We start from the raw sequence: 14287 nt of genomic DNA on the forward strand, positions 1-14287 counted from the left end.
CGTCATGATGACCCACCCATATCGCCACCGCGACCACATTTACGACGCCCCTGCCAGGGGCTCCGGGGGTGGTCAGGGGTCGGTCCGGGGGGCCCGGAGCGTGCAGTCCGTGTGCTGCCCGGCCGCCTCAGCGGCTGCCGAACAGCTCCAGAAGCTCTGTCTTCCCAAACATTCGCGCGGTATCCACGGCGGAGGGGGTTCCGGCGGAGGGGTCGGCCCCGCCGTCCAGAAGTGCGCGGACGACGGCGTCCTCGCCCTTGAAGACGGCTCCGGCGAGCGGGGTCTGTCCCCGGTCGTTGTGCCGGTCCGGGTCCGCGCCACGGGCGATGAGGGCCTCGACGGCGGCGGGGTGGCCGTGATAGGCGGCGAGCATCACCAGGGTGTCGCCGCGGTCATTGGTGAGGTTGGCGGGAACTCCCGCGTCGATGTACGCGGCGAGCGCCTCGGTCTCTCCCTGGCGGGCCAGGTCGAAGACCTTGGTCGCGAGTTCGATGACCTCGGGGTCCGGGGCCTCGCTCATCGAGGGGACCGCCTTTCTCTGGGCTGTCGGGGTGCCGGGGGTACGGGATGGGTCGTACCCCTGGCGGCGCGGGTCCGCACGGCGGGGAGTGCCGTACGGGTGAACCGGGACAGATTACTGCCCTGCCCTGTGCCGCGGGGCACGTTCCGGCGGTGCCGGGGGCACTGTGCCGTGTGGGGGCGGAGTGTGCCCGCCGAGCAAGGGGTCTCCGTCCACCAGTGCAGTGAATTACTGAGTTTTTCACTCATTTGCACCTTTTATCGCATAGATACTTCCTGTGAGGTTGGAAGAACTCATGGTGACCGTCCCCTCACCCAGGAGAACCTCATGATCCTTTCCATGTCGGGCGTCGTGCTGCTCGCGATCATCGTCTTCCTCTTCTTCAGGAAGGGCGGCCTCAAGGCCTCCCACGCCGTGACCTGCGCACTCTTCGGTTTTTTCATGGCCGGCACCGCCATCGCGCCGAGCATCAAGGCCGGCAGCCAGAGCCTCGCCAGCCTCCTGGGCGGGATCAAGTTCTGAGCGGGACGGCCACGGCCGCTCCCCCACCGCGTCCCGCGCCGTCCACCACCGGCGCCGCCGGTCGGGTCCACCACCGTCGGCGCCGCCCGCCCGGCGCCTCATCCCCGCCCCTTTGGCCCGCACTTTTGCCCCGCACCCCCAGGAGACCGATGTGGCCCCGCGCCCACTCCCCCGCATTCTGAGCAGCGGATCGGCGCAGATCGCCCGGACCAGGGAGATCGCACGTTCGGCGGCCGACAGCGCCACCGATGTGCTCCACCCCCTGATCACGGTCTCGCGCGGGCTGCGGCGGCTGGCGGTGTCCGCCCACCGGAAGTGGGGCGAGACGCCCAAGGACCGGCGCGGCCCCACGCTCCTCCTGGTGGCGAGCGGTGTGATGGCGGTCGCGCTCGTCCCGTTCGGTCCGGTGCTGGGGCTGATCTCGCTGATGGCCGTCGCGGCCTGGAAGGGGCGGGAGCGCGCCCCCGTGCGGACCGGCCCCGACGAGGCGGAGGCGGGGCGGCTCCAGTGTCTGTACGAGGCCCTGGTGCCGTACTTCTCCGTGCCCGACGACCCCTCCCCGCTCTACCGCCACGGCGGCGACTGGACCTCGGCCTTCCACGACCCGGCCTTCGACGGGAACGGCCGGCTGACCGGGCTCCGGATGGCCTACCCCGCGTACTTCACCGACGGGGAGGCGGAGTCCCGGGCCCGGATCGAGCAGTTGCTGCACGCCAAGTCGGGGCGGGGCCGCGAGTACCGCTTCCGCTGGGACGAGGAGGGGAACCAGCTCCTGATGAGTGTGCTGCCGGCGCTCTCCACCGGCATCGCCGCCCAGCGCTTCGTCACCGCCCCCGGGGAGACGGTGCTGGGCTTCACCGACGCCGAGGCGGTGCAGCGCACCGTGCCGGTGACGGACGGCGAGGAGACCCGGGACGCTCCCCCGGTGATCTGGCGCACCGGGCCGCGCTCCACCGAGCCGCATCTGCTCGCGGTCGGGCTGCCCGGCGGAGGGACCACGACCCTGCTGCGCTCGATCGCGCTCCAGGCCCTTCAGCACGGTGATGTGCTGATCGTGGAGGGCGGCGGGACCGGGGAGTACGGGGCGCTGACCGGGCGGCCGGGGGTACTGGCGGTCGAGTGCGGGCTCGCCGGGGCGCTGAGCAGCCTGGAGTGGGCGGCGCACGAGACCGAGCGCCGGCTGATCGGGGCGAACCGGGCCCGGCAGGCGGGTCATCCGCTGCCCGAGGACGTCAAGCGGCCGCTGTGGATTCTGGTCGACCGGCCGGGCGTCCTCGGGCACCTGGCCGCCGCCGACGGGCACACCGACCCGCAGACCCTGCTCCAGGTGCCGCTGCGGCACGGCAGGGCGGCTTCGGTGACCGTGGTGGTGGCCGAGCAGTTCGACAGCCTGGACACGCTCGACGAGGCGGTACGGGCGCGGACCCGCGCCCGGGTGGTGCTCGGGCCCGCCGGATTCGACCAGGTCGCGGCGGTGCTCGGGACGGCTCCGCACACCACGCCGACGCCCGATGTGCCGCCGGGGAGGGGGTATGCCCGGCTGGGGACGGGGCCGGTGTTCAGGCTCCAGGTGCCGGCCACGCCGGACCCGTACGACGACGCGACGAGCGAGGGGGAGCGGCGGGCGGTGCTGGAGCTGCTGCCGGGGTGCTCGGCTGACGGCGGGGAGGGCGGGGAGGGTGGGGTGAGCGGGACGGGCGGGGCGCGGGTGGGGGATCAGGTGCCGGCGCAGGACCCGGTGGCTGGTTGAGGGGGCTGGGTGTCGCGGGGTGCGGGCCCCCGTGGCGCGGGGCCCGTCCTCAAACGCCGGACCGGCTGAAACTCACCACCACCAGGCCGGGAATCCGGAACCCGGCCGCGCACCACACAGCGCGGGCCCCTGCCCCCGAGGGCCGGGCGGGCCGGGGGCGCGCAGGGTCGCCGGGCCGATGACAGGAGGCTCGCCGGAGGGTGTTCACGCCACGAAGGTGCGGGGAGCCTCCGTGCCCGTTGTCGCGCCCGTTTCCACCAGGCGGGCGGCTGCCGCCAGGCGGGCCGCCGCCTCGTCGGCGACCGGGCCGCCGACCGTGAAGGGCAGCCGGACGAAGCCCTCGAAGGCCCCGTCGACACCGAAGCGCGGGCCGGACGGCACCCGTACCCCCACCCGCTCCCCGACCTCGGCGAGGCGTGAGCCGGAGAGCCCGCCGGTGCGCACCCAGAGGGTCAGCCCGCCGTCCGGGACGGCGAACTCCCACTCGGGCAGCTCCCGGCGCACCGCCGCCACCAGGGCGTCGCGGTTCTCCCGGGCCTGTGTGCGGCGCACGGCCACCGCCTGCTCCCATCCGCCGGTCCGCAGCAGCCAGTTCACCCCCAGCTGCTCCAGGACGGGAGTGCCGAGGTCCGCGTAGGCGCGCGCGGCGACCAGTGAGCGGATCACCTCGGGGGACGCCCGGACCCAGCCGATCCGCATCCCTGCCCAGAACGCCTTGCTCGCGGAGCCGACGGTCAGCACCGTGGAGCCGGCCGGGTCGAAGGCGCAGACCGGCCGGGGCATCGGGTGCCCCTCGTCGAAGTGCAGCTCCGACATGGTCTCGTCGACCACCAGGACCGTACCGGCGGAGCGGGCCGCGTCGACCAGCCGCCGGCGCTGGTCCTCGTCGGCGAGCGCGCCGGTGGGGTTGTGGAAGTCGGCGACCACATACGCCAGGCGCGGCGCCGCGTCCCTCAGCACCTGCCGCCAGCGCGGCAGATCCCAGCCGCCGAGCCCCTCCTCCATCGCCACCGGCACCAGCCGGGCCCCGGCCTCGCGCATCAGCTGGAGGATGTTGGCGTACGAGGGCGACTCGACGGCGATCCGCTCGCCGCGCCCGGCGAAGAGATGGCAGATGGCGTCCATGGCGCCCATGGCCCCGGTGGTGACCATGATCTGCTCGGGCATGGTGGGGATGCCGCGCTCGGTGTAGCGGTCGGCGAGCATCTGCCGCAGGGCGGGGATTCCGGCCGGGTAGTCGCCGTGGGTGTGCGCGTACGGCGGCAGCTCCTCCAGCGCGCCCTGGATGCCGCGGGTGAGCCAGGGCTCGGGCGCGGGCAGCGCGGCGCAGCCGAGGTCGATCATGGAGCCGAGGGATTCCGGCGGCAGCGGTTCGAGGCCCCGCGCGGGCAGCGGGTTCCCGGCGGGCACGGCGGTCCAGCTCCCCGCGCCCCTGCGGGATTCGAGAAAGCCCTCGGAGCGCAGCGCCTCGTAGGCCGCCGCGACGGTGGTGCGGCTGACGGAGAGCGCGATGGCGAGTTCCCGCTCGGCGGGGAGCCGGGCGGCCACGGGGACCCGGCCTTCGAGGACGAGCAGCCGGACACCGTCGGCGAGTGCCCGGTAGGCGGGCGGCTTGCGGGTGCCGGGCCCGGCGGGGCGGGGCTGTTGCGCGCCGAGCTGGCGAGCCAGCTGCGCCGCTCCCACCGCAGAAGTCCACTGCGTCATGGAAATCAGTCCACCTTCCCGGAATTGGCCATGGTTGCCATCTGCTCCATAGCCACAGAGTGACATGAGTCAGTCCAGAACCACCAGAGGGGCCACCACCGTGTCGTTCTCAGGGTCCACCGGGTCCGCCGGGTCCACCCGTCTTCCCCGCAGGCTTTTCCAGCTCTACGCCGGTCTGGCGCTGTACGGGGCCAGCTCGGCGCTGCTGGTGCGCGCCGGTCTCGGTCTGGAGCCGTGGAACGTTCTGCACCAGGGGCTCGCCGGGCGGACGGGACTGACGATCGGGACGGTGACGATCCTCGTCGGCGCGGCGGTGCTGCTGCTCTGGATACCGCTGCGCCAGCGGCCGGGGCTCGGCACGGTCTCCAATGTCGTGGTGATCGGTCTGGCGATGGACGGGACCCTGGCGCTCCTGCCCGATCTGCACGGCTGGACCGCGCAGATCCCGGCGGTGGTCGCGGGCATCGTGCTCAACGGGGCGGCGACCGGCCTCTACATCGCGGCCCGCTTCGGCCCGGGCCCGCGGGACGGTCTGATGACGGGCCTGCACCGGGTCACCGGCCGCTCCCTGCGGCTGATGCGGACGGGGATCGAGGTGGCCGTGGTGGCGACGGGCTTCGCCCTCGGCGGCTCGGTGGGCGTCGCCACCGTCGCGTACGCCCTGGCGATCGGCCCGCTGGCCCAGTTCTTCCTGCGCCTGTTCACCGGCCCGGTGCGGCAGGGCGGCACCGTGGTCGCCGGAGGGACACCCGAACGGGCGATACTGCGGCGGTGACTGTTGTACGCCACCCCTATCTGGACCATCCCCTTCCGCTGGCGTTCGCCCATCGCGGCGGCGCGGCGGACGGCACGGAGAACACGGCCGCCGCGTTCCGGCGGGCGGCCTCCCTCGGCTACCGCTGCTTCGAGACGGATGTGCGCACCACCGCCGACGGACGGATGGTCGCGTTCCACGACGCGACGCTGGACCGGGTGACGGACGCGCGCGGGCGGCTGGACCGGCTCCCGTGGAGCCGGGTGCGGCGGGCGAGGGTCGCGGGGCGGGAGCCGCTCCCCCTCTTCGAGGAGCTGCTGGAGGAGTTCCCCGGCGCGCGCTGGAACATCGACATCAAGGCGGATTCGGCGGTGGCTCCCCTGGTGGAGCTGGTGCGCCGGACCGGCGCCTGGGACCGGGTCTGCGCCGGCTCCTTCTCCGAGGGCCGGGTGGCCCGCGCGGCCCGGCTGGCCGGCCCTCGCCTGGCCACGTCGTACGGGGTCCGGGGAGCGCTGGCGCTGCGGCTGCGGTCGCTGGGCCTGCCCGCGGCGCTGCGCGCGGGCGCGGTGTGCGCCCAGGTTCCGGAGCGGCAGGGCGGGGTACGGGTGGTGGACCGGCGGTTCGTCCGCGCGGCCCACGCCCGGGGGCTCCAGGTCCACGTCTGGACGGTGAACGATCCGGCCCGGATGAGGGCGCTCCTGGACCTGGGGGTGGATGGCATCATGACGGATCGTCTGGAGACGCTGCGCACGGTGCTGACCGAGCGGGGGGCCTGGCGCTGACCGGCAGCAGTACGAGGGGGGACGGATGACGGCCGACACCGCGGGCACGGAATCGGAGCCGGCGGCGGGCGGGCTCGGCGACCGCGCGCGCGAGCAGCGCGGCTGGTACTTCTACGACTTCGCCTGCTCCGTGTACTCGACGAGCGTGCTCACGGTCTTCCTGGGGCCGTATCTGACCTCGGTGGCGGAGGCCGCGGCGGACGCGGACGGCTTCGTCCATCCGCTGGGTGTCCCGGTGCGGGCGGGTTCGCTCTTCGCGTACGCGGTCTCGGCCTCGGTGGTGCTGGCGGTGCTGCTGATGCCGCTGGCGGGCGCCTGGGCCGACCGCACGGGCCGGAAGAAGCCGCTCCTCGCGGTCTCCGCCTACACCGGGGCCGCCGCCACGGCGGGCATGTTCTTCCTGGACGGGGAGCGGTACGCGCTGGGCGCGCTGCTCCTGATCGTGGCGAACGCCTCGCTGTCGGTGTCGATGGTGCTCTACAACGCCTATCTCCCCCAGCTCGCGGAGCCCGCCGAGCGCGACGCCGTGTCCTCGCGGGGCTGGGCGTTCGGCTACACATCGGGCGCCCTGGTGCTCGTGCTCGACCTGGTGCTGTACAGCGGCCACGACTCCTTCGGACTGTCGGAGGCGGAGGCGGTACGGATCTGTCTGGCGTCGGCCGGGCTGTGGTGGGGCGCCTTCACCCTGATTCCGCTGCGCCGCCTGCGGGACCGGCGGATACCGCCGGGAGGGGAGGGGATGGTCGGTTCCGGGTGGGGACAGCTCGTGGCGACCCTCAAGGACATGCGCCGCCATCCGCTGACCCTGTCGTTCCTGCTGGCGTATCTGGTCTACAACGACGGCATCCAGACGGTCATCTCCCAGGCGTCCATCTACGGGTCGCGGGAGCTGCGCCTCGACCAGACGACGCTGATCATCGCGGTGCTGCTGGTGCAGGTGCTCGCGGTGGCGGGGGCGCTGGGGATGGGGTGGCTGGCCCGTATCCATGGCGCGAAACGGACCATCCTGGCCTCGCTGGCGGTGTGGACGCTGATCCTGACCGCCGGTTTCTTCCTCCCGGCCCGCTCGCCGGGGTGGTTCTACGCGCTGGCCGCGGCGATCGGACTGGTTCTGGGCGGCAGCCAGGCGCTGTCGAGGTCGCTCTTCTCACATCTGGTTCCGCGCGGGAAAGAGGCGGCGTACTTCTCGGCGTACGAGATGAGCGATCGCGGCCTGAGCTGGCTCGGACCGCTGTTCTTTGGCCTGGCGTACCAGCTGACCGGCAGTTATCGCGATGCGATCGTCTCTTTGGTGATCTTCTTCGGAGTGGGTTTCGCGCTGCTGGCGCGGGTACCTCTCAGTCGTGCGGTGGCGGCGGCGGGCAATCCGGTGCCGGACCGGATTTAGACGGCGAAGTGAAAGGCCGGTAGTGTACGCGGTTGGCCTGCCAGGCGGACCGTTACTGCGCACAGGGGGGAAGTGGAATCCGTGGGTGACACTTTCTGCCAGATGTGACAAACCGGGCACTGGCGGGTACCCCAACTTTGGGAAAGCAGCGGCACGACGGGCGACGCATGACCCGGAACGGGAATCTTTACGGCCGACCGGACGTTGACCGGATGACGACGACAGCGACACCTGTCCTGTGGGCGACAAGCCCGGGAGGCACGATTCATGAGTGAGCGAGCTCTCCGCGGCACGCGACTCGTGGTTACCAGCTACGAGACGGACCGCGGCATCGATCTGGCCCCGCGCCAGGCGGTGGAGTACGCATGCCAGAACGGACATCGGTTTGAGATGCCGTTCTCGGTCGAGGCAGAAATTCCGCCGGAGTGGGAGTGCAAGGCGTGCGGCGCCCAGGCACTCCTGGTGGACGGGGACGGCCCCGAAGAGAAGAAGGGCAAGCCCGCGCGCACGCACTGGGACATGCTCATGGAGCGGCGTACCCGCGAGGAGCTGGAGGAGGTGCTGGCCGAGAGGCTGGCGGTCCTGCGCTCCGGTGCCATGAACATTGCCGTGCATCCGCGCGACAGCAGGAAGTCCGCTTAACGGATCTCTAGAGCACCAGGCGAGACAAGAGCCGCGGGCCGTGCCACACCTTGTGTGGCACGGCCCGCGGCTTTTCTGTGAGGTCCATGGCTCTCCGTGCGAGCCGCGGCTCTTCCGTGAGGCCGGTCAGAGCCCTGGGGGCGTGGGGTCAGCGGGTCAGCGGGGGCTTCGGGCCCTCGTCCCCGTGGGGCGCCGAGGAGCCCTGGGGGCCGCCGTCCGGGCGGATGACCTCACCCTGGACCACCTTTCCGTCGGGGCGGCGCATACGGGCCTGCTGGAAGGCGTCCCCGAGCGTGCCCGGGCCCATCCCGGCCATCCGGCTCACCCGGCGCTCCAGCGAGCGTTCCGTGTACCGGCTGAGGGCGGAGCGCACGGGCGGGAGCAGCAGCAGCAGGCCGGCCGCGTCGGAGATCAGCCCGGGCAGCATGATGAGCAGCCCGCTCAGCATCAGAAAGCCGTTGCCACCGCTGCCGCCGGGCGCGCCGGTCTTCCCGGTGGCCGTCGCGGACGGGCCGCCCTGCTGCTGCTGAAGCGTCTCCGTCAGCGTGCGGAAGGCCCTGCGCCCGGCCCGCTTGATGACCGCTCCGCCGACCACGGCGCCGCCGATGAGCAGCGCGAGAACGGTCAGTCCCCCGGCCGCCCCGGCGACCAGGGTCAGCAGCCAGATCTCCAGGACCAGCCAGGCGGCGACGGAGAGCGGGACAAGGGTGCGGGCGCGTGAGCGCTGGGGGCCGGGGGTCGGAGGGGGCGTGGCGCCGGTCGTCATGCTCCCAGTGTGCCTGGCGGCCCGCCGGAGCGGTGTAAGGGGGTGATCAGGAAGATCGTCGCCGGTCGGCGGGGACACCGCGGGTCCGCCGGTCCTCCTCCGCGAGCCGCGCCAGAGCGGCGGCGGAGGGCGATCCCGGCTCGGCCGAGTAGACGACCACGATCTCGCGCGGATCGTCGGTGAGCCGCATGGTCTCGAAGGCCAGCTCCAGGACGCCCGCCGTGGGGTGCCGGATGCCGGTGGTGCCGTGGGTGATGCCGGGAACGGCGTGCCGGGACCACAGCTCGCGGAAGGTGGTGCTCGCCGCGCTCAGCTCGGCGATGTGCGCGGCCAGCTCCGTGTCCTGGGGGTGCTCGGCGACCTCGGAGCGGAGGAACGCGGTGGTCTCGTGGGCCTTGGTCGCCCAGTCGACGTACAGCTCCCGGGCGCGCGGGTCGGTGAAGACGATCCAGCCGACGAGCCGGCGCTCGGGCGGTATCCCGGCGAAGTCGACGAAGACCTCGGCCGCCAGCCGGTTCCACTCCCGGACGACACCGCGCGCGCCGACCAGATAGGCGGGGGCGGCCAGTGCCTGGAGGGCCTGGCGGACCCCGGACCGTACCGGTGTCCCGCCCTGGCCGGCGGGGGCCACGGGGTCGGGGCGGGCGAGGCGGTAGAGATGGCGGTGCTCGGCCGGGCTCAGCCGCAGGGCCCGGGCCACCGCGTCCAGAACCGTGTCGGAGACCTGGGAGGCCCGGCCGCGCTCCAGCCGGATGTAGTGGTCCACGCTGACGTCCGCGAGGGCGGCGACCTCCTCCCTGCGCAGGCCGTCGACCCGCCGGGACCCCGAGGTGGGCAACCCCACGTCGCCCGGGCAGAGCCGGGCTCGCCGGGAGAGCAGGAAATCCCGGAGTTCAGGATTGTGGAGGGGCATGGTCCGGATTATCCGCCCGGGGAAACGCCGGGTGCAGCCTCCGTCGGAGGGCGGAGGGAACCTTGTCCGATAAGCGCCGCCCGCCGCCGCGCCCGCGTCGCCCGGCGCGGGCCTCGGCACGGGCCGCCCCGGGGCCGCACCGCTTCCGGCGCGACCCCAGGGGTCCCTGTTCCCCCGTACGTCCCCCGTACCCGGTCCCGTACGTCCGTTCGGGTCCGGGCCGCCCCGTCCGCGGCTGACCGGAACGGATGGCCGGTACCGGTCCACCCAGTCCGCTCGGTGGGTCTGCGACCAGCTTCGGGGAACAGCTGTCCGACTGCCAGGGCATGGGCTGCCCTGGACAGGGGGTGTCCAGCGTGTTAGGGGCCGACCGGCGGACCGGTCAGGGGGTGGGACGGCCGCGGAGCCGGTTGGTGCGGTCCGTGAGACCCCAGCCGGCCACCCGCCACAGCGCCTCGACGGCGATCTCGCGGTTCATCTTGGAGTCGCCGTGTTCGCGCTCGACGAACGTGATGGGGACCTCCACCACGTGATAGCCCGACGCGACCGCCCGCCGGGCCAGATCGACCTGGAAGCAGTAGCCCTGGGAGGTGACCCGGCCGAGGCCCAGGCCGCGGAGGGTCTCGGCGCGGAAGGCGCGGAAGCCCCCGGTGACATCGCGGATGGACAGACCCAGGAGGAGCCGCGAGTAGGTGCTGCCGCCGCGCGAGAGGAACTCGCGGTACTTGGGCCAGTTGACCACCCGGCCGCCGGGGACCCAGCGGGAGCCGAGGACCAGGTCGGCGCCCTTGAGGGCGGTCAGCAGCCGGGGCAGCTCCTCGGGCTGGTGGGAGCCGTCCGCGTCCATCTCCACCAGGACGCCGTAGCCGTGCTCCAGGCCCCAGTCGAAGCCCGCGAGGTAGGCGGCGCCGAGCCCTTCCTTGCCCTTGCGGTGCAGCACCCGCACCTGCTCGTCGTCGGCGGCGAGGTCGTCGGCGATCTTGCCGGTGCCGTCGGGGCTGTTGTCGTCGGCGACGAGGATGTCCGCGTCGGGCACGGCGGCCCGCACCCGGGAGACGATCGACCTGATGTTCTCCGCCTCGTTGTAGGTCGGGATGATCACCAAGGATCTGCCGAGCGGCCCGTACCTCTTCGCCTGGGCTTCGCTGTCCCTAGCGCCGTCGTTCACTGCTGGCCCCTTTTATGTCCGTGCACAGAGCCCCACCTTAGCGATCGCCGGGCGGGTCCCCGCGACGGCACGGAAAAGGGGTGTCGGCGGCGGTCGTGACCGTGCCGGGGCCGAAGGGGTACGGACAGGGGTCCGGCGTCCTTCGGGCCGACCTGGGACCCGCCGGCTGCGGGTCGACCGAGAGCCGTTGTCTACTGAACGCCGGACCCCGTCCGGGTCTCACCCGCCGTCCGGCTGAAACCTTCCCTCGCCCCCGAGGCGCGGGCGCTGGACCTGGCTCCCAGTGGCGGTGCTCCGGTGCGGTGCGCTGCCCCATGGCCCAGCGGCGTTCGACGAGTGCGTGGAGGTCGGCCGGTCGGACGTCCTGTGGTGGACTCGGCCGAACCTACCCGCCCCTGGGCGCTCCGTGTCAACAGTCGTGCGATCTGCGCGGTTTGCCCAATTCGGCCGGTTCCATGCCGAAGATCCGCAGGTCGCGGACGAGCATCCCGGACAGCCGTCCACGGTACGAAATGTCCGTACGTCACCCGTTCAGCGGCTCAGCTCTGGTTTGTCCAGATGGTGTGGCCCCCGACCACCGTCCGCAGACATTCGGGGAGCGGGTTTCCGGGGGTGAGGTCGGGCAGTCCGGGGGTGCCGGAGCGCGGGTCCGTGGACCAGCGGGCGACCCGGTCGTCGGGGGCCTGGACGACGAGTTCCCCAGTGCGCCAGAGCGCGTAGTCGGCGGGCGCCCCGGGCACCAGCGTGCCGGCGTCGTCCCGGCCGGCGGCGCGCCAGCCGCCCCGGGTGTGGGCGGTGAAGGCCGCGCGGACGGAGATCCGGTGCCCGGGCGTCCGGTGGAAGGCGGCGGCGCGGACCGTGCCCCAGGGGTCGAGCGGGGTCACCGGGCTGTCGGAGCCGAGGGCGAGCGGCACCCCCGCGCGGAGCAGGGCGGCGTACGGGTTGAGGGTGCGGGCCCGCTCCACGCCCAGGCGCTGGGCGTACATGCCCTCGTCGCCGCCCCAGGCCGCGTCGAAGGCGGGCTGCACGGAGGCGGTGAGGCCGAACTCGGCGAAGGCGGCGATGGTGTCGGGGGTGAGCATCTCGGCGTGCTCGACACGGTGGCGGGCGGCGCGCACCCGGGCGAGGCCGAGCGTGCCGGCGGCGGCCCGCACACCGTCCACGACGGCGGTGAGGGCGGCGTCCCCGATGGCGTGGAATCCGGCCTGGAGCCCGGCCTCGGTGCAGGCGGTGACATGGGCGGCGACGGCGGCGGCGTCCAGATGGGCGCTCCCCCGGTGGTCCGCGTCGGCGTAGGGGGCGTGCAGATGCGCGGTGTGGGAGCCGAGGGAGCCGTCGGCGAAGAGGTCACCGGCCGCGCCGGCGGCGCCGAGTTCCCGGACGCGCCGGGCGTCCTTCGCGTCCGCGACCCGCTCGGCCCAGTAGCCGACGACCCGGGGACCCGGGGCGGAGCCGGCGAGGGCGAGCAGCGCGGTGAAGTCCTCCTCGTCGGAGATGTCGGGCCCGGCGCACTCGTGGACGGTGCCGATGCCCAGGGACGCGGCGCGCTCCAGGGCCGCCCGCTGGGCCGCCTCGCGCTGGGCCGGGGTGACGGCGGCATGGGCGGCGGCCCGCACGGCGTGGTGGGCCGCCTCGGTGAGCGGGCCGTCCGGGAGGTAGCCGGTCAAGCCGGTGACCTGGGGCACCAGATCGAGCAGGGCGGTGGTGACGACGGCCGAGTGGACATCGATACGGGTGAGGTAGAGGGGGCGGCCACCGCTCGCCTCGTCCAGTTCGGCGCGGGAGGGGTGGCGGCGCTCGGGCCAGCGGGAGGCGTCCCAGCCGTGGCCCATGAGGACCCGGCCCGCCGGGTGGGCGGCGCTGTGCGCGCGCACCAGGCGCAGGGCCTCGGCGAGGGAGCGGGCGCCGGAGAGGTCGAGTCCGGTCAGGGTGAGACCGGTGGCGGTGGTGTGCACATGTGCGTCGGTGAACGCGGGGGTCACCAGAGCGCCGTCCAGGTCGACGGTCTCGTCGACTCCGCCGGCGAAGGCGTCGGCCGCTCCCTCGGAGCCGACCCAGGCGATATGGCCTCGTTCGACGACCATCGCGGTGGCGAAGGGGTCGGCGGGGCTGTGGACTTCTCCGCCGCGCAGCAGCGTGGTGCGGTGCTCGCGGGGGAGGTCGGTGCTCTCGGTCATGCCCCCAGCCTAGGGAGTGGCTCAGATGCGCGGCGGGCGGGCCTCGTACGGGGTGGAGAGGACGACGGTGGTGCGGGTGGAGACACCGGCGAGGGAGCGGATGCGGGAGAGCAGGTTCTCCAGTTCCAGGGGGGTGGCGACGCGCACCTTGAGGATGTAGTTCTCGTCTCCGGCGACGCTGTGGCAGGCCTCGATCTCGGGGACTCCGGCGAGGCGTTCGGCGATGTCGTCGGGGGCGCTGGGGTCGAAGGGCTTGGCCGAGATGAACGCGGTGAGCGGCAGCCCGACCGCCTCGGGGTCCACGACCGCGGCGTAGCCCCGGACGACTCCGCGCTGTTCCAGCCGGCGGACCCGCTGGTGCACCGCCGAGGTGGACAGGCCGGTGGCCTTGCCCAGGTCGGTGTAGCTCATGCGCCCGTCTCTGACGAGCAACTCAACGATCTGACGATCCAGGTCCTCCATGCGGATCAACCTAATTGGCCGAGCCGTCTCCGGCACACTCCCGCGGGTTCCGGCGGGGCATCTGTGGCGCTCATGTGACGAACGCCACAGTGCTGGAGGGCCCGTGGCCGTGACCGGATGGTTACCCGCTATGCGCGTGGGGAAGTGCTTGCTGTGGTCGAGGCCACATGTGCCTGGTTGGCCCACCCGAGGGGGAGAACCCATGCAGAATGTCAAAAACATCGGCCGTGCCGAACCGGAGCCTCTTGATCCGGCGGAGTCGCTGGAGCTGGACGAACTCGACGCGTACGACACCTTCGAGATGTACCGGGTCATCTGCCCGGACTGCGTGCAGCCAATCGCGCTTCTCGCGGACGAGGACACCCTGCCGGAGCACGCGCTGTGCCCCACGCCGTGGAATCCGTTCGGGCTGACCGTCTGCACCGGCACGGGGCGGCCGGCGGCGCAGGCGAGTGCGGCGGACGAGACGCTGGAGGTGCAGGAGCAGGAGATGGGGCTGTTGCTGACGCTGCCTCAGGGGCTGGACTGGCGGATGCAGCCGTTCTCGCACGTGGGGGGGCCGGGGTCGCGCCCGGTGCGGGCGCGAGGCCGCGCGGCCTGACGCGACGTCCGGGGGGCGCGGGCCAGGGGCCCGCGCCGTACGAACCCTCGGCCCATCGAGCGTTCCAGGACGCACCCCGCACCATGCGAACTCCCAGCCCGTCCGGCGCTTGAGGACACACCCCGCACCGGGGGAGGCC

At 73.2% G+C, this 14287-nt stretch carries 14 protein-coding genes; 7 read left to right on the forward strand and 7 right to left on the reverse strand.

Annotated features, from left to right (window positions below; all coding sequences use genetic code 11):
• Positions 1 to 127 precede the first annotated feature (127 nt).
• The gene (locus tag ACWCRA_RS30230; RefSeq protein WP_351559569.1) at positions 128 to 520 is read right to left on the reverse strand and encodes an ankyrin repeat domain-containing protein; all 393 of its coding nucleotides are present in this window, start codon (positions 518 to 520) and stop codon (positions 128 to 130) included.
• A 327-nt stretch (positions 521 to 847) separates the two neighbouring features.
• Between ACWCRA_RS30230 and ACWCRA_RS30235 the strand changes: the two genes are divergently transcribed.
• Together ACWCRA_RS30235 and ACWCRA_RS30240 are read left to right on the forward strand one after the other, a co-directional pair.
• Positions 848 to 1042: a hypothetical protein gene (locus ACWCRA_RS30235; protein WP_351559571.1), complete on the forward strand. Its 195-nt coding sequence runs from the start codon at positions 848 to 850 to the stop codon at positions 1040 to 1042.
• Between the two features lie 151 nt (positions 1043 to 1193).
• On the forward strand, positions 1194 to 2792 hold the full coding sequence (locus tag ACWCRA_RS30240) for a hypothetical protein (protein ID WP_451069101.1): 1599 nt from the start codon (positions 1194 to 1196) through the stop codon (positions 2790 to 2792).
• A gap of 204 nt (positions 2793 to 2996) precedes the next feature.
• Here ACWCRA_RS30240 and ACWCRA_RS30245 read toward each other — a convergent pair whose 3' ends face one another.
• Entirely contained in the window at positions 2997 to 4496 is a 1500-nt protein-coding gene (locus ACWCRA_RS30245; RefSeq protein WP_351559575.1) for an SCO1417 family MocR-like transcription factor, read from the reverse strand.
• A gap of 64 nt (positions 4497 to 4560) precedes the next feature.
• Here ACWCRA_RS30245 and yczE point away from each other — a divergent pair, with 64 nt between their 5' ends.
• The 4 genes from yczE to ACWCRA_RS30265 all read left to right on the forward strand — a co-directional run bounded on the left by yczE (position 4561) and on the right by ACWCRA_RS30265 (position 8061).
• On the forward strand, positions 4561 to 5271 hold the full coding sequence (gene yczE / locus ACWCRA_RS30250) for a membrane protein YczE (RefSeq protein WP_351559577.1): 711 nt from the start codon (positions 4561 to 4563) through the stop codon (positions 5269 to 5271).
• Positions 5268 to 6032, forward strand: coding sequence for a glycerophosphodiester phosphodiesterase family protein (locus ACWCRA_RS30255; RefSeq protein WP_351559579.1), 765 nt, complete (start codon positions 5268 to 5270; stop codon positions 6030 to 6032). Before yczE ends, ACWCRA_RS30255 begins: the two co-directional genes overlap by 4 nt.
• 25 nt (positions 6033 to 6057) lie before the next feature.
• A complete protein-coding gene (locus ACWCRA_RS30260; RefSeq protein WP_451069102.1) occupies positions 6058 to 7419 on the forward strand; it encodes an MFS transporter in 1362 nt (453 codons plus the stop codon).
• A gap of 267 nt (positions 7420 to 7686) precedes the next feature.
• The gene (locus tag ACWCRA_RS30265) at positions 7687 to 8061 is read left to right on the forward strand and encodes an RNA polymerase-binding protein RbpA (protein ID WP_003959706.1); all 375 of its coding nucleotides are present in this window, start codon (positions 7687 to 7689) and stop codon (positions 8059 to 8061) included.
• A 148-nt stretch (positions 8062 to 8209) separates the two neighbouring features.
• Here ACWCRA_RS30265 and fxsA read toward each other — a convergent pair whose 3' ends face one another.
• The 5 genes from fxsA to ACWCRA_RS30290 form a co-directional block, all read right to left on the reverse strand.
• Positions 8210 to 8827: an FxsA family membrane protein gene (gene fxsA / locus ACWCRA_RS30270; protein WP_451069103.1), complete on the reverse strand. Its 618-nt coding sequence runs from the start codon at positions 8825 to 8827 to the stop codon at positions 8210 to 8212.
• A gap of 46 nt (positions 8828 to 8873) precedes the next feature.
• A complete protein-coding gene (locus ACWCRA_RS30275) occupies positions 8874 to 9740 on the reverse strand; it encodes a helix-turn-helix domain-containing protein (protein ID WP_351559758.1) in 867 nt (288 codons plus the stop codon).
• Positions 9741 to 10122: 382 nt separating this feature from the next.
• Complete coding sequence (locus ACWCRA_RS30280; protein WP_351559756.1) at positions 10123 to 10908, reverse strand: polyprenol monophosphomannose synthase; 786 nt, start codon at positions 10906 to 10908, stop codon at positions 10123 to 10125.
• A 539-nt stretch (positions 10909 to 11447) separates the two neighbouring features.
• Positions 11448 to 13085: an amidohydrolase gene (locus ACWCRA_RS30285; RefSeq protein ID WP_451069104.1), complete on the reverse strand. Its 1638-nt coding sequence runs from the start codon at positions 13083 to 13085 to the stop codon at positions 11448 to 11450.
• A 21-nt stretch (positions 13086 to 13106) separates the two neighbouring features.
• Entirely contained in the window at positions 13107 to 13547 is a 441-nt protein-coding gene (locus ACWCRA_RS30290) for an Lrp/AsnC family transcriptional regulator (protein ID WP_351559752.1), read from the reverse strand.
• 202 nt (positions 13548 to 13749) lie between these two features.
• Here ACWCRA_RS30290 and ACWCRA_RS30295 point away from each other — a divergent pair, with 202 nt between their 5' ends.
• Entirely contained in the window at positions 13750 to 14148 is a 399-nt protein-coding gene (locus ACWCRA_RS30295) for a hypothetical protein (RefSeq protein ID WP_351559750.1), read from the forward strand.
• Positions 14149 to 14287 lie beyond the last annotated feature (139 nt).

This window comes from Streptomyces sp. NPDC001889, assembly GCF_053594535.1.